Source organism: Armatimonadota bacterium (assembly GCA_037138755.1).
In the GTDB taxonomy this organism is placed as follows: Bacteria; Armatimonadota; Fimbriimonadia; order Fimbriimonadales; family Fimbriimonadaceae; genus Fimbriimonas.
This window is the reverse complement of record JBAXHT010000001.1, coordinates 1,710,694-1,727,307: the sequence shown is the minus strand read 5'-3', so window position 1 is coordinate 1,727,307 and position 16,614 is coordinate 1,710,694. Positions and strand designations below refer to the sequence as shown.

The window sequence follows — 16,614 nt, the reverse complement described above, 5'->3', positions numbered from 1 at the left end:
TGAATTTCTCTGATTACCTGCTATGAGGTGAAGTTCCAACGCATTTCTACCGATAGGACTATGGGTAACATAGCCCTAGCTATGAAAAACGGAGCCAACGAGATCATCCATTCCGTATCGACAGATGCTCCGTCTCGTCGTGCACGTTTTTTGCGGTTTCTGGGTCCGGGGTTTATGGTCAGCGTCGGATACATGGATCCCGGCAACTGGGCGACCGACCTTGAGGGTGGATCGCGATTCGGATACACGCTGCTCTGGGTGATCCTCGCTAGCAATTTGATGGCCATTCTGCTTCAAACTCTCTGCGTTCGGCTGGGACTTGGAGCTGGAATGGACTTGGCCCAAGCGTGCAGGGCGGTGTTCAAAAAACCGCTCGCCGTGCTGCTTTGGATTCTCGCAGAGATCGCCATGATTGCAACCGATGTGGCAGAAGTGATCGGCTCTGCCGTCGCATTGAATCTCCTTTTTGGACTCAACAAAGTCGCGGGAGTCGTCATCACCGGGCTTGATGTCTTGCTTCTACTCGGTCTGATGAAGTTCGGCTTCCGCAAGTTGGAAGCACTGGTCATCGTGTTGGTTGGCACAATCGCGGTTTGTCTGTTTATCAACGTGTTCAAGTCTTCGCCCGAATGGGGTTCTGTGGCGTCGTCTCTGATTCCGCGAGAGAAGCCGAGCGGCGACGCTTTGCGGATCGCAATCGGAATCATCGGGGCAACTGTCATGCCCCACAATCTTTATCTGCATAGTTCGGTGGTGCAAAGTCGGCAAGTTAGCGAAGAACGGAAGCATGAGGCGATCAAAGCAGCGACTTGGGACACCGTGATTGCCCTCGGAGCAGCGTTCTTCGTCAATGCCGCCATTTTGGTTCTTGCGGCTTCGGTTTTCCACAAGGGCGGTGAAACGGTTGCGAGCTTGGAGAAAGCGCATGAGCTTCTGACTCCAACCCTCGGACCAGCGGCAGCGGCACTTTTCGCGGTGGCACTTCTGGCCTCAGGTCAGTCCTCGACCATCACCGGAACTTTGGCCGGTCAGGTCGTCATGGAAGGCTTCATGAGTTGGAAGATCAAGCCAGCGTATCGCCGCATGATTACGCGTGGCATCGCACTGGTTCCTGCGATCTTGATCGTTACGCTGACAGAGGGGAGAGACATCGACGGCCTGGTTCTTTCTCAGGTGATTCTCTCGTTACAACTTCCCTTTGCCGTCTTTCCATTGGTGCTGATCGCGGCAAGCAAAGCCTCTCTCGGCGTATATGCAGCGCCCCGATGGATGACGGTTTTGGGAATCCTCATCGGTGGGATCATCACGCTGCTGAATGTCAACTTTATGGCGGACAAGGTAGGGTGGACAACCGTTTCAGTCGGAGCGCTTGGTGTCCTGGTTTTTGTATACTGGGCACAGTTCCTCTACCGGGCCAAGGACGACACTATTGCGAGCTGACAGAACCAACCGAGTCCAGTCGGCCGCCAATCTATCGTTTGGGTTCAACCTGATCCAGACCGGATTCAAGTTAGCCGGGGCGCTCCTGACTGGTTCAGTGAGTCTACTGAGCGAAGCCCTTCACAGCGTCAGTGACGTGATCTCTTCGTTCGTTTCGCTTGTGAGTGTACGGGCGGCAGCGGCTCCGCCAGACGACGAACATCCTTATGGTCACGGCAAGATTGATACCTTAGCCGGACTGAGTGAGGCGATCATTTTGTTCCTATTCGCTCTCTACACGGCAGGAATGGCCGTGATCCACTTCTTTCAGAAGCCAGAGGTAGCGAAATTGGACTGGGGTATCGGGATCGTTTCGATCTGTGCCGCGGCTGGATTCTTGGTGATGCGAGTGGTCCAGCGTGCAGGGAAAGAAACGGGTTCTTTCGCGCTTCAGTCAAATGCTCAGCACATCCAAGTGGATATTGTAACAACGCTTGGCGTCGTTGCCTCTTTGCTCGTCACAAAGTTTCTCGGCTGGCAGTACGCCGATCCGGCCTTTGCTTTGGGGCTTTCCCTCTGGCTTGGATTCTCGTCGGTCAAGATGATCCATGCCGCTTTCGATCAAGTGATTGATAAACACATTGATCCCGAAGAGCTCTCGCTGATTCAGGGGATTCTCAAAGAGGAACCTGAACTCATCAGCTACCACAAGCTGCGAACACGGCACTCTGGTGAGCATCACTTTGTGGAAATGCACATCGTTGTCCCTAGAGAATGGACTGTAGTTCTGGCCCACGATTTGGCTGATCGAATCGAAAAGCGCGTTGAAGCTGAGTTGAATCCGTGTATCTGTACCATCCATGTAGATCCTGATGTCCCAAGTACCAGCAACATTACGGGTAACGAAACAAGCTGAAAACGGAACAATCCTTACTGGGATGATTGACTGGCTGGTCTATTTAGCTACCGGAGGGGTCTTGGGCGCGATACTGGCGTTCGTCATCGCACTATTCAAGGTCGGCCCCGGAAAGCCCGACTTCCCATTCGGCAAAGTTGCCTTCGCTTGCATTTTCTTGACTCTCACATTGCCTTACGCATACATGTGGTACATGGGCAAGACGCACAAGACGGCAATCGTACCGGTGGTCAAATCCTACTTCGTCACGGCAGAGTGTCCACTCGAAGGAAAAATCGAAGAGATTCGCGTCATGCACGTGACGAAGTCGACGGCCTACGTGCTTCTAGTCAGCCAAGAACCAGAGAGTTGGGGAGGCTACGATCACCCGATCATGCGACTCAAGCTGTCGCGCAACAAGAAATCTGGCAAGTGGTTTGTTGACAAGGGCGAAGTTCTTCGTTCCTCGCGTCTCAACAAAGATGAGATGATCTGGCCACCTTTCAAATAGCTTGCAAGTACAATCCGGCTAATGACGCCAACACTGTCGTTTTTCGGCGCAACCCGCACGGTTACGGGTTCTAAGCACCTCCTAAGAGTGGGCAAAGCCCAGATTCTGATAGACTGCGGTCTTTTTCAGGGTGCCAAGCAGCTTCGAGACCTTAACTGGGACGAGTTTCCTTTTGTTCCGCACGAACTCGATGCAGTTGTCCTCACTCATGCCCACACCGACCACATCGGGATGCTTCCTCGCTTGGTGAAGGATGGGTTCAATGGGCCGATTTATGCGACGGCTGCCACAATTGCACTCTGCCGAATTTCACTTCCCGACTCCGGACGACTCCAGGAGGAAGAAGCTCGGTTTCAAAACAAGAAGGGGCTTCGAGCTGGTGCGGAACCGCTTTATACCGAGGACGATGCTTACCGGGTTCTGAAGCTGATGAAGCCCGTTAAGTACCATGAACGGCATGACTTGCCAGGTGGGGCAAGTTGGGTCTATAAACCTGCCGGGCACATCTTAGGTTCGGCTCTCGTGGAAATGGCGTTGCCGAACGGCGAGATTTTGATGATGAGTGGTGACCTGGGACGCTACGACACCCCGATCATCAAGGACCCTGAGGTTGTTGATTATTGCGACTACCTGGTCATTGAATCCACCTACGGAAACCGAATCCACTCGGACGAAGACCCGATGACCAGGCTGGAAGATGCTTGCAATTGGGCGTGGCAGAACGGCGGGACGATTCTTGTTCCGTCCTTCGCGATTGGCCGAACTCAGGAGCTGATGTACTACTTCAAAAAGCTTCAGGACGCGGGACGCATGCCCCGAATTCCGATCTTCATCGACTCGCCGATGGCGGTCTCTGCCACCCACGCCTACGCCCAAGCAAAGGAAGAGCACGACGACGAGATGAAGATTTCTATTGCGGAGGGTACAAGTGAGTTGGAACCGGCGAACCTCAACTATGTTCGCGACCGGGAACAATCTAAAGCCCTGAACCGCCAGGATGGGCCACAAATCGTGATCAGCGGATCGGGAATGGCAAACGGCGGGCGCATCAAGCATCACCTACGCAATCGGCTCGGTAACGAGAACACGCTTGTTCTCTTTACTGGCTATCAAGCCGAAGGCACCCTCGGGCGGGATCTGATAGAAGGTCAGCCGACGGTTTCGATCTTCGGCGAAGACGTCACGGTCCGAGCAAAAGTTGACAAACTGAACTCACTCAGCGCGCACTGTGACCAGAAGGAGATGATGAATTGGCTTAGCTTTTATCGAACCCCGCCAAAGAAGACGTTCATCGTTCACGGCGAGCCAGAGGCACAAGAAGTGCTCGCGGCCAAAATCAAGGACGAACTCGGCTGGGAAGTCGAAATTCCAGAGTTTGGTTACACCGCCGAGCTAGGCAACTAATGACGGGTTACTTGTTAAGGGTGATGATTTCACCCTTAACGGTGATGGCCTTCCCTCTCTTGACGCCATCCTTCGCGGGATCTCCGGAATAGTTTTTGCCTGTTTGCGTGCACTCGTAATAGAGGATTGCCTTGTCTTCCCTAATGTCGCCCTTATACTTTCCCGCAACCGCCGAGTTCGTAGCGTAGCCGTACTTTCCATTTTCTGTGAGCAAGTCTGGCCTGACGAGCTTCTTTTCGGCTTCGCCGGCGGCAAGGTCGCCGGTCTTTAAGCGAGGTAGCAGGTCGTCCATCCATGTTCCAGCATCTGGAAACTTCTCTTCGCTCTGGTGGAAAACCTCGGCGGCCGTGTAAAGAGCCTTTAGGTGAGCGATCGTGTCCCCCTCAAATTTTGCATTTGCCTCGTTCTTCTCAAGGATCCCTGTCTTCAGTAGATCGCGGACTGCATCACCGGCGGGGCTAAACCAGGCGATGACACCGCCGAGCAACAAAAGCGCTCCACACCCAGCCACGAGCTTCTTGCCCTTACTCACAGTCTGATTCTGACACACGTGCCGAGACTAGCTGCTTCAACGCTCTTCGACGCTTTGAATCAAGTAATCGACAAGTTTTTATCATTTCCTAGCAAAAGTGGGAGCGAGTTCCCTCCGCGAGGAAGGAAAACAAGCGGTATGAGCCCACTCCATATCCGGCGGCGCTCGCGCCGAGGATTCACACTGATCGAAGTGATGATCGGCATTGTACTGTCAGGAATGGCAGTCGCGACCTTAGCTACCCTGATTCCTTTGGCGACAAAGGGCCAAAGGGCCAGTCGCGAATATCTGCAAATGACGGATGTAGCGCAAGCCAAGATGGATCGCCTGAAGGATCTAGGATATGGCCGACTCAACTCCACAGAGATAGTTGCGGCAGCCATCGGCACCCGAGAGTCGGACACCGTTTTCAAGTTCACACTGCAAGGTGGCGTGGATTCCGTAACAAACGCCACGGGAACGATCACGATTTCAGATTACAACTCTGACATCAAAAGAGTGGTCGTTTCTCTGGCTTGGCAGTCTGGAGGCTCGACTCAAACACCGAGCTCCTACGAACTACAAGGATTGATTGCAAGACAATGAAACGCAAACGAGCTTTTACAATCGCAGAAACCCTTACAGCGGGTGGGAGTGCCGTAATTGTTGGCGGCATCGCAATCTCAGCGTTTCTTGCTACAACTTCGGCGTCGTCTATGGCGAACGCAAGATTCAGTTCCTCAAGGGAGATTTACAAGCTCTCAGTGATGCTCCGAAACGACATAGAGCAAGCAGAAAGCCTTGAAGTTGTGAGTACCGGCAATATCAAACTCAACTCAACGGACACCACGACCGGAGTCGCCAGCGTTGTTGAATACAAGTTGACAACAAGTACTCCGCCCCGAGTCCAGAGGCTTGTGAACGGTACAGCAGATCCTCAACTCAATACCGCTCTCTCTTCCTTTACATTCACAAAGATCAACGATGGGTGCTTGACATATCAACTGAACTTCCCGGCAACGTCAACCGAACCGATGGTTCGTTACAAGGGTGAAGTCCGACTACGAAACTGGATAAAGAAATGAAAAGACAACGCGGAAGTGCCCTAATGATTGGAATGACAGCCGTTTTCGGCTGCATGATGATCGGTATGTCGGTGGTTGGTCTCCAGACGGCGGAGACCTACAAAGCTCAGCGAGTTCGGAAGCAGGCGCAGGCATTTGCACTAGCTGAATCCGGGATCGAGTTTGCCCAAAGATGGTTGCTCAACCAGTCTGCCCCTCCTGCCGGAACCCAAACAATTCCTCTTCTGGATAACCCGATTCAGCTTGGGGCTGGCACGTTTACTGTATCGGTCATCCCTGACGTGAGCAATCAGAACAAGCCACTGAAAATGTACGTCCTTCGGTCGGTAGGTTCCGTTGGTGGAGTCACTCAAAGCGTTGATGTGAAGATGCGTTCGCAGTCATTTGGTCGATACGCTTACTTCTCGGACCAAGAGTCTGCAAACCCGATGTCCAGCCCGATCTGGTTTGGTAGAAGGGACAAAATTCGTGGACCATTTTTCACCAACAACTCGAATTCTTCCTATACAAACATTGATAACACGAACCCACCAGAACCGATCTTTGAATCAACGGTTGATATGAACGGGGACGAGATCAACTACATGGTGGCCGATCCTGTGACGGATGCAGACTACTTAAAAATCTTCAAATTAGGTAGGGGCGCCGTCAAACTTTCGGTCGATCGAATTGAGTTGCCATCGACGACTTCGATCCAAGCGAACGCGGCTTGGGGTTCCACCGCGGGGCATCCGACTTCTACAGGCGTTTATGTTCAGGCATCAGGCGGAGTCTACGTCGTCGGGAACGCCAGCGTATTGCTCGAGTCGCCGTCGGCCCACGCGCAAGTTATCAAGATCACTCAAGGGTCTACAACAACTCAGGTCACGATCGACTTGCAAAACAACCTGCGAACGGTCACATCCCCTTCCGGAACTGTGAACCATAACGGTCTTGGGACGGGTGTAGTGTTCGTCACCGGCGACATCACTAGCCTGAAAGGACAGATGGCGAACTCTATCTCCGGAACGACGCCAGTCAAAAGCGCCATGACAATCGCCGCGGACGCTGCAGCCGGTAGAACAATCACGATCACTGGCGACCTGGAATACCGAACAACCAACAATCCGGCGGTTGCCCCCAATCAGGGAGTAAACCTAGTCGCAGGAATCATGGGCCTCTACGCAAACCGTATCCGTGTCGGAACAGCCGCCGGATCGGACGTCCGGATTGATGCGCTCGTGATGGCAGGAGCCGGGAATCGAACAGACGGCGGCTTCGGTGCTGACTCATTTGACTCAAGAAGCCCGGGAGACCTGATCATTAACGGCGGTCTCATCCAAAAAGTTCGTGGCGCAGTAGGCACGTTCAGAGGAAATACCCAGGTGTCAGGATTCACCAAGGATTACTACTACGATGAGCGATTGATGGATACCCCACCTCCATTCTTTCCGACAACGGGCAAGTACGACATGTTGAACTGGAAACAAATCTAAATCCGCTATTGAAAAAGTGGCCCGCCTTCCGACAGGATATGGCGGGTCTTTTGGCATCTTTCCCCCCTTCTTTTCACATTCCAAATACTTTCCAAACATCAATGTAAGACCCTCTGCCAACAGTTCAGCAATGACGCAGAACTGGAGAGACAAAGGAGAAAACATGAAAGGCCAGAAAATAATCACCGGCTTCGGTGGAATCTCGGCACTCACCTTGTTCGTTGTGGGAGCGTGCGGCGGAAGCGGCACTGCTGACATTGCGGGCGAGGCGGACCTGCGAACCATTCCCGACGACCCCTCGGCGGTGCGCTACACCCTAGGAAGCAAACTTGCAAACCTCTCCGGCCAGGAATCAAAGGACTTCGACGACGGACTCGTCGCATTCTCGAGCAACGAAGGACCGGACGACGGGCTGGGTCCCGTATTCAACGGCGAATCTTGCGGGCAGTGTCATTTCCAAGGCGCGATCGGAGGTGCCGGTAATGATCTAGCGCTAACCCGTGTGACACGGATTGGAGGCATTGTGAATGGGAAGTACAGCGACTTGGAAGACCTTGGCGGCCCCGTGATCCAGTCTCGCTCAAACCGAGAATTCAACCCAGCATTCCCACACTCACGAGAGTTCGTACCTGCAGAGGCGAAGTTCGTCTCGCTCCGAATCACGACTCCACTCTTTGGATTGGGCTTGATCGAGGCCATCCCCCAGTCGGCAATTGTTGCGAGATCGCAGCAACGATTTGGTGATGGCGTTTCCGGAACCGTCAACTGGGTGACAAATCCTGCGACGAACACTAAGGAGGTCGGCAGATTCGGTTGGAAAGCTCAAGTTTCGTCCATCGAAGTCTTTGCGGCAGACGCTTATCTGAACGAAATGGGAATCACGACCCCACTTTTCTCAACTGAGCAGAAGCCACAAGGACATACGATCGCGCCGGGTGCCGACCCAGTCGGCGATCCAGAGGACGCGGAGGACGTCGAACTCTTCATCTCGTTTATGAAGTTCTTGGCCCCACCAACGCGATCTAGCCTGTCGATCGTGGCTCAACGAGGTGAGAAGCTTTTTGGAACGACTGGATGCGCAAACTGTCACGCACCGCAATACAACACTGGTTTGAACGCGAACCCCGCGCTAAGCAACCAGAACGTCAACCTCTACTCCGATCTCTTGGTTCACAAAATGGGCTCAGGACTAGCGGATGGCATCATTCAGGGTTCAGCGCAAGGCGACCAGTTCCGCACAGCTCCACTTTGGGGACTCTCGAAACGGAAGTTCTTGCTGCACGATGGAAGGGCAACGACCGTTGATGCCGCAGTGGGATACCACGGTGGCGAGGCCTCCATAGCGGCGGGTCGGTACTTCGGAGGAAGCGAGGATGATCGAACAGCGATTCGTGAGTTCTTGAAGAGCCTGTAACCTAACCGAGGAGTTCCGCGACGAGTCGCGGAACTCCGACCGTTGCCCGTTCTGCGATCACTTCGATCCCGCCCCGTCCGCGAGAGTTCGGTTTTGGGTCGATCAAGATTCGACGCTTAGCTCGGGAAATGTCGAGAAGACCCGCAGCCGGGTAGACCGTGAGGCTTGTTCCGATCACTACGAAGATGTCGGCGTCTTCGGCAAACTGAATCGCCGTTTCCCAATCATAGGGAGTTTCCTCGAAGAAGCAGATATGGGGTCTCAGTTGGTGTCCGTCCGCCGCGAGGTCGCCGACATTGATGTTGTGTCGAATCTCCTGCTGGACGTCAAAGTCCGAGACACTCCGGGCTTTGAAGATTTCGCCGTGAATATGAAGCACTTCCGAGCTTCCACCCCGTTCATGCAGGTCGTCGATGTTCTGAGTGATGATCCGGACTTCGTGCTTTTGTGCGAGTTCAGCCAGGGCCAAATGGGCCGCATTCGGAACCGATTTGGCAACCTCCTGGCGTCGATAGTTATAGAAATCCAGCACCCGCTGAGGATGCTGAGCGAACGCGCGAGGGGTGCAAACATCTTCGATGCTATAACCCTCCCAGAGTCCATCCTCGTCGCGAAAGGTCTTCAGATCAGACTCCCGCGATATTCCGGCTCCAGTCAGGGCAACAATCTTCATGGTTACCGTCACTTCACGACGATGGAAACTTGCCAAGGCGTCGCTGTCGCAAGCGTCCCTTTCATGTCAAACGAACGGACGTCTACGAACGTGAGTCGAGCAGTTCCAGGTCTTGTCGCCTTAAACTCAAACCGTTCGACTCCCCCAACGCCGGTCTTTCGGCCTGAGTTTGCTTCGGATTGATACTGTTGCTTGATGAGCTTCCAGGGCTCATCTCCTCGCGAAATCATGTGCAACTGATAACCCGTTGTGGGATTCGACTTGAGGCTCACGACAAAGCTCTCTCCTTTCTTCACCGCAATCTCCCGGCCATTATATTCCTCGGTGAGTACCTGTAGTTTCCCCTGACCAGCAAAGGCGGAGGCGGCAACGAAAACGACGGTAAAAGAAAGTGTTCTCACAACCCCTATTGTGGCAAACTACGAAAATGCTAACCACCCTTGCAATCATTTTCTCCGCACAGGTTTCGATCACGTCCGCTCATCGGCTGAATGAGGAGTGGTGGAAGGCTCGCCACGAGCGCTGCGTTGAGCAGACAAAGCAAGGCGGCCACGAGTTGATCTTTATTGGAGACTCAATCACCCAGGGTTGGGAAGGCGGCGGAAAGGCGACTTGGGACAAGTATTACGGTTCGCGAAAGGCGGCCAACTACGGCTTTAGCGGCGACCGAACAGAACACGTTCTGTGGCGGATGGAGAACGGCGAGATCGTTGGCGAGAAGCCCAAGGTTGCGGTCATGATGATCGGCACAAACAACATCGGACACGGTTCGTCGGACGCCGCAGCGACGGCACTAGGAGTGAAAACCATCGTTGGGAAACTGCGATCAGTGATGCCTGCTACAAAGATTCTTCTACTCGGCATTTTCCCAAGGGGAGCGACTTCGACCGACAAGATGCGGATGGACGTCGCCTCGGCCACATCACAGTTCTCGACTTTGGCCGACGGAAAGAACGTTTTCTTTCTCGATATTGGGCGGCACTACATGACCCGAAACGGCGACATGTGGACCGGCCTGATGCCTGACCTTCTGCACCCGAATTCCGGCGGATACGAAATTTGGGCAAAAGCAATGGAGCCGACCTTGAAGCAGCTACTCGGCGACTAGATCTTGCAGAACCAGTCGTGAAGCCGAGTGTCCTCAGTCAGTTCCGGATGGAAGCTTGTGCCAAGGATGTTGCCCTGTCTCACGGCAACGACTTTGTCATCGTAAGTTGCCAAAATCTCAACTTGAGAGTCCAGTTCTGTGACGATGGGCGCCCGGATGAAGACTCCGAGCACCGGCTCTTGAAGTCCTTTCATCTCAACCGGAGCTTCGAACGAGTGAACTTGCGCGCCGAAGGCGTTTCTGCGAACGGTGATATTGAGGAGGCCAAGGCTGAACTGCACCCGGCCCTCAACCTTCGAGGCAAGCATAATCATCCCCATACATGTTCCCCATATCGGCATCCCTTCCTCAGCACGGACTTGGATAGCCTCAGCCAGACCGTATCGCTGCAGTAGGAGACCAACCGTCGTGCTTTCTCCACCAGGGATGATAAGTCGGTCAACCAGGGAAAGGTCTTCGACGGTACGAACTTCTGAGGTATGAGGTGGGGTTTCGAGGCTTTGTAGAGAGTGAATATGTTTCTCAAAATCGCCCTGAACCGCAAGAACTCCGACGTGCATCTACCCTTCAAGGTACCCTTTTGGGGTGATCGAGATACACAGCGTTCCTTATGATCTAGGGGGCGCGCGACAAGGGAGTCGGCTCGGGCCGGATGCGCTGAGGCTTGCAGGATTGGTGCCGACTTTGACCGATGTTTTGGGTGAAGGCACCGTTTCGGTTGGCAAGCGAATCACAACAAACCTTGACGTTGAAAGGAGCGATACTGGATTACCTTTTGTCGACCCGTTGATGTCAGTGTTGGAGCCTTTGAAGGTGGCAACTTTGGCCACTTTGGAAGCTGGCAAACTACCGTTGATGCTCGGCGGCGAACATAGTTTGTCTGTAGGTCCCATCTCAGCTTGTTTGGAGAAGTATGGCTCGGAGCTTGCGGTCTTCTGGATCGATGCCCATGCCGATGTTAATACGCCCGGAGTCAGTCCATCGCTAAACGTTCACGGGATGCCATTGGCATTGTTGAGCGGGGCGGATAGCGGATCAGGTGATAACAACATTGACTCAGACTGGATTCGGTTGCAATCAGTAGTTGGAGATACTAAGCTTCCAATTCCGCACGTTTCGTGGCTGGGTCTGAGAGATGTTGACGAAGGAGAGCAGGAACCGGTTGGGCACGGCTTTCCGATTTCGATGCATCGCATTGACCGATACGGAATCGTGGATGCATGGGAAAGAATCGTTCAGCGGATTAGAGACTGTGGCTGTAGGTATCTCTATGTCTCTTTTGACGTTGACGTGATGGATCCGATTCTTGCGCCCGGAACGGGAACCTCGGTCCGTGGGGGACTAACCTACCGCGAGGCTCACCTCTTGGCTGAACTCATGCACGACACTCTGTCCTCGCCAAACGCTCCTTTCAAGCTGATTGGGCTCGATTTAGTTGAAGTGTCTCCAATCCACGACACCAACAACCAGACGGCAACGGTCACGGTCGAGTGGGTAGCCAGTTTGTTCGGAAAGCGAATCTTGCGAGGTGCGTTTTGAGTTTATTGATTGGGCAGCGAGTCCTTGATCAAGAAGCCGAGGCTCTAGTCGCTTGCCGCCATGCGTTAGGCGAACCTTTTCGTTTGGCTACCGAATGGATGCTCGCTTGTCCGGGTCGGGTCATCTGTTGCGGTATCGGCAAATCCGGACATATCGCCAATAAAACGGCGGCGACTCTCGCCTCAACTGGCACGCCTTCCTTCTTCCTTCACGCTGCCGAAGCCGTCCATGGTGACCTTGGTATGGTCACGGAAAATGACATTGTCCTTCTCTACACTCACAGTGGAGAAACCGACGAGCTCGTTCGCCTGTTCCCTTCTTTTAGATCGTCCGGAGCCCGAACCATTCTCATTACGGGAAGACCTGCTTCAACAGCCGCACGCCTGAGCGACTTAGTTCTCGATACCGGAGTAAGAGAAGAGGCCTGCCCAAACAACCTTGCTCCAACTACCAGCACCACAGTCATGCTAGCACTGAGCGACGCGCTGGCGATCGCTGTGATGGAATCCCGAGGATTTGGAAAGGAAGACTTTGCAAAGTATCACCCTGCGGGTGCCCTCGGGAAGCGTCTTCTGCTAACTGTCGAAAACGTGATGCGCCCACTTGCCGAAACCGCCACCGCAACTCTGGACAGCACCGTTCTAGAGGTGATGAAGTCAATCGCAACCGCCGGGGTCGGTGCGGCATGCGTCCTCAATCAGCAGCATGAGCTACTAGGTTTTGTTACTGAGGGTGACTTAAGACGCCACCTCCTCAAAACCCCGATCAATATTGAGGCAACCAGCTCCGAGTTCATGACCAGGAACCCTGGCACCATTGAACCCGAACTCCTAGCGATTGAAGCATTAGAAGTCTTCCAAAACTATCCCGTCAAGATTGGTGAGCTTCCTGTAGTTAAAGATGGAAAAGTCGTCGGCCTGCTAATGCTCAAAGACCTTATGCGCTCGGGGATCGTCTGAACTTAGGGATGAGTTTGCAGGTCACACGCTGGACGGTCGATTATGGCGAGGGCCAGGTTCGCGAGGTGCGCATCCCTCACGCTTGGCGCCAAGAAGTGGACGTCCGCTGGGAAGGCCCCGCGATCTACAAAACAATCGTTGATGTTCCTGTTCGGGCCTGCAAGCTTAGATTCCATGGCGTTTCGTACCATTGCGATATCGAAATCGACGGACAGAAATTCGCCACACACCAAGGAATCTGGGATGCCTTCGATGTATCTCTCGAAGCCTTTCGAGGAAAGCGGGTTGAGATCGTAGTCCGGGTCACCAAGAATGGAGGCACCTCTTTTCCAGTCACCGAGACTCTTGCCGGGTTCCTTCCATATGTCTTCCACACCTTTGGAGGGATTTTCCGTCCCGTCGAAATTGTTGACGAAAACGCACCGCTCACCCACCGAGTCGGCAAATCTCGCTACGATATCGCAATTCAGAGGCTACTTTGCAACCGAGTTCCGCTACAGATGCGCGGAATTCTTCATTGGGGCTGGTATCCCGAAACCGGATCACCTCATCCAACCAACGATATGGTCGATCGCGAGATCGAATACATCGAATCGCTCGGCTTTAACTCCGTCAAGTTCTGCCTCTGGCTCCCCCCTCATTACTACCTCGAAGCCCTTGAAAAGAAAGGGCTTCACGCCTGGATTGAGCTTCCCTTCTGGAAGCCATCCGCCAAGATGTTTGATGACCCAGCGATTGAGAAGGAGTTGGAGGCAGTCGTTCGTCAGTACGCCCATCATCCAAACATCACTGCTTGGACAGTAGGTTGTGAGCTCAGCAACGGTCCCGTCGAATGGCGAGATCGGTGGACACGGAAGATCGAGGCGATCACCGGCTGCCCCGTCGTGAAAGACAACTCGGGAGGGGCCGAGATGTATGGTGGCGATCCCCGTGAGTTTGGATCGTTTGAGGACTTCCATCCCTATGGCGAGCTTCACCACTTCACGGGCCTGTTCGACAGCCTGAGTTTGGGAGCAAGAACCCAAAAGCCGATCCTTTTGGGCGAGACAAACGACTACGACTTCCACCGCGACCTCGCTCAAGTTGCTGAAATCATGCCTTTTTGGGCGAGCGCAATGAGTGAGCTGAATGAGCAAGGAGTGCGCTGGCAGTACGACATCCCGAAGTTCATTCACAAAAACCGCTTCGCCCATGAGCCAGAACAGAATGGCCACCAAGCTCTTATGGTTGCCAGCCATGAGAAGGGCTTGTTCATCAGGAAACTGGTCACCGAACAGCTCAGGGCGAGATCAGACTTCAACGGATACATCCTTACCGGACTGCGTGACACCCCAATCAGCAGCAGCGGCGTGTTAACCGACTGGGCACGCCCGCGGTTCTCTCCTTGCGAGTTCCAAGATTGGAACGCCGATGAAGTCCTTTTCCTCATCCCCAGTCGCGACCCGATGTGGACTCGCGGAGGTAACCGAGTTGGCTACCGCGACCTCTTCAACTTCTTTGCCGAGCATCCGATCTCCATCAAAGTAGGACTTGCGACTCCGCAAGTCAAGAAGGGTGCGCTGATTTGGAGAATCACCAAGCCGAGCGGCGAGGTCATTCAGCAGGGAGTCGAAAACCAGATATCCGTCGCCGACGGAAGCCACCAGGTCGCCCAAATCTACATCGAGACGTTGCCGAGCGGGTCGTACGCGCTTGATGTCTCGTTCGGCGAAGTCCACAATCGCTGGAACCTACACGTCCATCCTAGACCTTCATTCGACGATGCCTACTTGCTATGGCCCGACGATCGATACGATGGCGTCAAGTTCGGAACCGAAGGAGTCGGCATTGCCGTCGGTTGGCGAGATTCGGTTTGGGCCAGAACCAAGGCTGGGTTGCCAACCGTTGTTCTAGTTGACGGTGAAGGCGGGAAACCCGCTCCCTTCTGGCGCGAATCGATCACGACCCCCAGCGACCCTTGGGAACAAGCCCTTGCCTACTGCCCGGATCAGGTTCTGGATACTAAATGGCTCGAGAAGGGCGGAAAGCCCGAGTGGCTCCAGACCCGCGTCGACACTCGAACTTACGAGGAAGCCCCCTACATCGCTCGCGTCGGTCAGACCGTACTCACGACTTACCGACCACACGGCGGACACGGCTCGCAGCCAACCTACGCGAACGGCAATCCGGCGGGGCTCACTCTGCTCTCTGACCTTATTCGCATTGCCAAGGGGAGCTGAGAAGTGCAGTTATTCGCCGGAGGCCAGCAACTCAGAACTGAGGAGAGCCACTTTGGCCTACTCAGCGAGTGCGCTGCGGCGGAGGCACCCCAAAGACTTGAAGAAAACGGCTACGCCTTCATGCGAGATTTCTTCGATCGCGAAGCCGTTCTCGCCGTTCGGCTGGAAATTGCGGAACGACTCGATGCCGAAGGCTTTTTAGACCCGAGTTTTCCGATTGAGCAATGCGTCGCAAAACCTGGACTTAACCTCACGTTCCGACCCGATATCAGCAACGCATCGGCTGCGCTCCAAAGGCTGATCTACTCAGAAGGGGTCATAGAGTTCTTCTCCAAAACGCTCGGCGGCGAGGCGAGGCACTACGACTTCACCTGGCTCCGAGTCGTTGCCCCCGGCAAAGGGACGTTCCCTCACTGCGACATCGTGTACATGGGTCGCGGAACCCGGAACTTGTTGACGATGTGGGTACCTTATGGCGATGTCCCGCTGTCGATTGGCGGGCTGTTGATCCTCGAAAACTCGCATAAGCTGCTTGATCTTCACCAGACTTATGGGCGCATGGATGTGGATGCAATCTGCCAGACTGACCAGAATCAAACCGCGTTCTCGGGATTCCAGGAGTCCGGGGCGATTGACAAGGATTTCCTTGGGTTACAGACGCGGTTCGGCGGTCGTTGGCTATCGGCGGACTATCGGGCAGGCGATGCACTCATCTTTGGGATGCAAACGATCCACGGTAGCCTCGACAACGGCTCATGTCAGATTCGGCTGTCAAGCGACAGCCGTTACCAACTCGCTTCAGAGCCAGCGGACGAGCGTTGGGTTGGAGAGAACCCGATCGCACACGGCGCAGATGCCAAGCGAAATTTGATTTGCTAGTTGATTGACCGCCAGAAATAGACGCTGCTAGGAGGCGGACCCACTTCGGTCAGCTGTAGCGTGCCTGCATTATCATTTTGGGGGACAAACTGCTTCTTGAGATCCAACCCGATCCCCGCTTCTGTGGTCAAAATTCCCTCTTTGAATTCGTAAGTTGAGTCGAATTCTGAGTCTGAAAACCGCTGGGTATAGGTTCCGTCGGCTCGAAATTCGACAGTAGGCGGGACGGGTGGTGGCAACTCACTTGCACCAAGGTCGAGTATCCATTTCCCAACAACACTACTATTGTTCGAAATCTGGGAAGTGGATCCACCGCAACCGACGAGGGCGAGACACAAGAGCGCAGCAAGGGCAATCCTCATGATTGCTACGTGTACGAATACGAGCTTGGAAAAAGTTCCCTATATGCGCTCATCGCTGGACTAGTGATCTTCGGACACTCCCTCGTGTTGATTGACCTTCACGAGATCTACAGACTTTTGGATTTCGTCGAAACCTGCCAGACAAGCAGGTACAGCTCGCG

General features: G+C 54.0%; 18 protein-coding genes. 13 read left to right on the top strand and 5 right to left on the bottom strand.

Annotated features, from left to right (window positions below):
* Positions 1–81: 81 nt before the first annotated feature.
* From WCK51_08170 to WCK51_08155, 4 genes are read left to right on the top strand one after another with little or no spacing between them, the layout of a single operon-like run.
* The gene (locus tag WCK51_08170) at positions 82–1,440 is read left to right on the top strand and encodes an Nramp family divalent metal transporter (protein ID MEI7576854.1); all 1,359 of its coding nucleotides are present in this window, start codon (positions 82–84) and stop codon (positions 1,438–1,440) included.
* Entirely contained in the window at positions 1,430–2,335 is a 906-nt protein-coding gene (locus tag WCK51_08165; GenBank protein ID MEI7576853.1) for a cation diffusion facilitator family transporter, read from the top strand. The genes WCK51_08170 and WCK51_08165 overlap by 11 nt, the downstream gene beginning before the upstream one ends.
* Positions 2,336–2,357: 22 nt before the next feature.
* Positions 2,358–2,825, top strand: coding sequence for a hypothetical protein (locus WCK51_08160; GenBank protein ID MEI7576852.1), 468 nt, complete (start codon positions 2,358–2,360; stop codon positions 2,823–2,825).
* Between the two features lie 21 nt (positions 2,826–2,846).
* Entirely contained in the window at positions 2,847–4,229 is a 1,383-nt protein-coding gene (locus tag WCK51_08155; GenBank protein ID MEI7576851.1) for an MBL fold metallo-hydrolase, read from the top strand.
* Positions 4,230–4,236: 7 nt separating this feature from the next.
* Here the strand turns inward: WCK51_08155 and WCK51_08150 are convergent, their stop codons facing one another.
* On the bottom strand, positions 4,237–4,761 hold the full coding sequence (locus tag WCK51_08150) for a hypothetical protein (GenBank protein ID MEI7576850.1): 525 nt from the start codon (positions 4,759–4,761) through the stop codon (positions 4,237–4,239).
* Positions 4,762–4,899: 138 nt separating this feature from the next.
* Between WCK51_08150 and WCK51_08145 the strand changes: the two genes are divergently transcribed.
* The 4 genes from WCK51_08145 to WCK51_08130 all read left to right on the top strand — a co-directional run bounded on the left by WCK51_08145 (position 4,900) and on the right by WCK51_08130 (position 8,714).
* Positions 4,900–5,346, top strand: coding sequence for a type II secretion system protein (locus WCK51_08145; GenBank protein ID MEI7576849.1), 447 nt, complete (start codon positions 4,900–4,902; stop codon positions 5,344–5,346).
* A complete protein-coding gene (locus WCK51_08140; GenBank protein MEI7576848.1) occupies positions 5,343–5,825 on the top strand; it encodes a hypothetical protein in 483 nt (160 codons plus the stop codon). Before WCK51_08145 ends, WCK51_08140 begins: the two co-directional genes overlap by 4 nt.
* On the top strand, positions 5,822–7,300 hold the full coding sequence (locus WCK51_08135; protein MEI7576847.1) for a hypothetical protein: 1,479 nt from the start codon (positions 5,822–5,824) through the stop codon (positions 7,298–7,300). Before WCK51_08140 ends, WCK51_08135 begins: the two co-directional genes overlap by 4 nt.
* A 163-nt stretch (positions 7,301–7,463) precedes the next feature.
* The gene (locus tag WCK51_08130) at positions 7,464–8,714 is read left to right on the top strand and encodes a di-heme oxidoredictase family protein (protein MEI7576846.1); all 1,251 of its coding nucleotides are present in this window, start codon (positions 7,464–7,466) and stop codon (positions 8,712–8,714) included.
* A gap of 1 nt (position 8,715) precedes the next feature.
* Here WCK51_08130 and WCK51_08125 read toward each other — a convergent pair whose 3' ends face one another.
* Both WCK51_08125 and WCK51_08120 read right to left on the bottom strand, forming a co-directional pair.
* Positions 8,716–9,387, bottom strand: coding sequence for a Sir2 family NAD-dependent protein deacetylase (locus WCK51_08125; protein ID MEI7576845.1), 672 nt, complete (start codon positions 9,385–9,387; stop codon positions 8,716–8,718).
* Between the two features lie 8 nt (positions 9,388–9,395).
* Positions 9,396–9,788 (bottom strand): protease inhibitor I42 family protein, encoded by a 393-nt coding sequence (locus WCK51_08120; protein MEI7576844.1) that lies wholly within the window; start codon positions 9,786–9,788, stop codon positions 9,396–9,398.
* A 26-nt stretch (positions 9,789–9,814) separates the two neighbouring features.
* Here WCK51_08120 and WCK51_08115 point away from each other — a divergent pair, with 26 nt between their 5' ends.
* A complete protein-coding gene (locus WCK51_08115; protein MEI7576843.1) occupies positions 9,815–10,495 on the top strand; it encodes a GDSL-type esterase/lipase family protein in 681 nt (226 codons plus the stop codon).
* Here WCK51_08115 and pdxT read toward each other — a convergent pair.
* Complete coding sequence (gene pdxT / locus WCK51_08110; GenBank protein MEI7576842.1) at positions 10,492–11,055, bottom strand: pyridoxal 5'-phosphate synthase glutaminase subunit PdxT; 564 nt, start codon at positions 11,053–11,055, stop codon at positions 10,492–10,494. The genes WCK51_08115 and pdxT overlap by 4 nt on opposite strands.
* Positions 11,056–11,080: 25 nt before the next feature.
* On the opposite strand from pdxT, the gene WCK51_08105 reads away from it, so the two are divergent.
* The 4 genes from WCK51_08105 (at position 11,081) to WCK51_08090 (ending at position 16,091) form a co-directional block, all read left to right on the top strand.
* Positions 11,081–12,034 (top strand): arginase, encoded by a 954-nt coding sequence (locus WCK51_08105; protein ID MEI7576841.1) that lies wholly within the window; start codon positions 11,081–11,083, stop codon positions 12,032–12,034.
* 83 nt (positions 12,035–12,117) lie between these two features.
* Entirely contained in the window at positions 12,118–12,993 is an 876-nt protein-coding gene (locus WCK51_08100; protein ID MEI7576840.1) for a KpsF/GutQ family sugar-phosphate isomerase, read from the top strand.
* A gap of 8 nt (positions 12,994–13,001) precedes the next feature.
* The gene (locus WCK51_08095; GenBank protein MEI7576839.1) at positions 13,002–15,212 is read left to right on the top strand and encodes a hypothetical protein; all 2,211 of its coding nucleotides are present in this window, start codon (positions 13,002–13,004) and stop codon (positions 15,210–15,212) included.
* 3 nt (positions 15,213–15,215) lie between these two features.
* Entirely contained in the window at positions 15,216–16,091 is an 876-nt protein-coding gene (locus WCK51_08090) for a phytanoyl-CoA dioxygenase family protein (protein ID MEI7576838.1), read from the top strand.
* On the opposite strand, the gene WCK51_08085 is transcribed toward WCK51_08090, so the two are convergent.
* The gene (locus tag WCK51_08085; protein MEI7576837.1) at positions 16,088–16,453 is read right to left on the bottom strand and encodes a hypothetical protein; all 366 of its coding nucleotides are present in this window, start codon (positions 16,451–16,453) and stop codon (positions 16,088–16,090) included. The two genes, WCK51_08090 and WCK51_08085, sit on opposite strands and share 4 nt — an antisense overlap.
* Positions 16,454–16,614 lie beyond the last annotated feature (161 nt).

Bases quoted from the DNA above. Each gene is read 5' to 3' on its own strand.
- pdxT (MEI7576842.1), bottom strand. From the start codon at position 11,055: ATGCACGTCGGAGTTCTTGCGGTTCAGGGCGATTTTGAGAAACATATT.
- WCK51_08140 (MEI7576848.1), top strand. From the start codon at position 5,343: ATGAAACGCAAACGAGCTTTTACAATCGCAGAAACCCTTACAGCGGGT.
- WCK51_08125 (MEI7576845.1), bottom strand. From the start codon at position 9,387: ATGAAGATTGTTGCCCTGACTGGAGCCGGAATATCGCGGGAGTCTGAT.
- WCK51_08160 (MEI7576852.1), top strand. From the start codon at position 2,358: ATGATTGACTGGCTGGTCTATTTAGCTACCGGAGGGGTCTTGGGCGCG.
- WCK51_08170 (MEI7576854.1), top strand. From the start codon at position 82: ATGAAAAACGGAGCCAACGAGATCATCCATTCCGTATCGACAGATGCT.
- WCK51_08085 (MEI7576837.1), bottom strand. From the start codon at position 16,453: ATGAGGATTGCCCTTGCTGCGCTCTTGTGTCTCGCCCTCGTCGGTTGC.
- WCK51_08145 (MEI7576849.1), top strand. From the start codon at position 4,900: ATGAGCCCACTCCATATCCGGCGGCGCTCGCGCCGAGGATTCACACTG.
- WCK51_08135 (MEI7576847.1), top strand. From the start codon at position 5,822: ATGAAAAGACAACGCGGAAGTGCCCTAATGATTGGAATGACAGCCGTT.
- WCK51_08155 (MEI7576851.1), top strand. From the start codon at position 2,847: ATGACGCCAACACTGTCGTTTTTCGGCGCAACCCGCACGGTTACGGGT.
- WCK51_08115 (MEI7576843.1), top strand. From the start codon at position 9,815: ATGCTAACCACCCTTGCAATCATTTTCTCCGCACAGGTTTCGATCACG.
- WCK51_08130 (MEI7576846.1), top strand. From the start codon at position 7,464: ATGAAAGGCCAGAAAATAATCACCGGCTTCGGTGGAATCTCGGCACTC.
- WCK51_08095 (MEI7576839.1), top strand. From the start codon at position 13,002: ATGAGTTTGCAGGTCACACGCTGGACGGTCGATTATGGCGAGGGCCAG.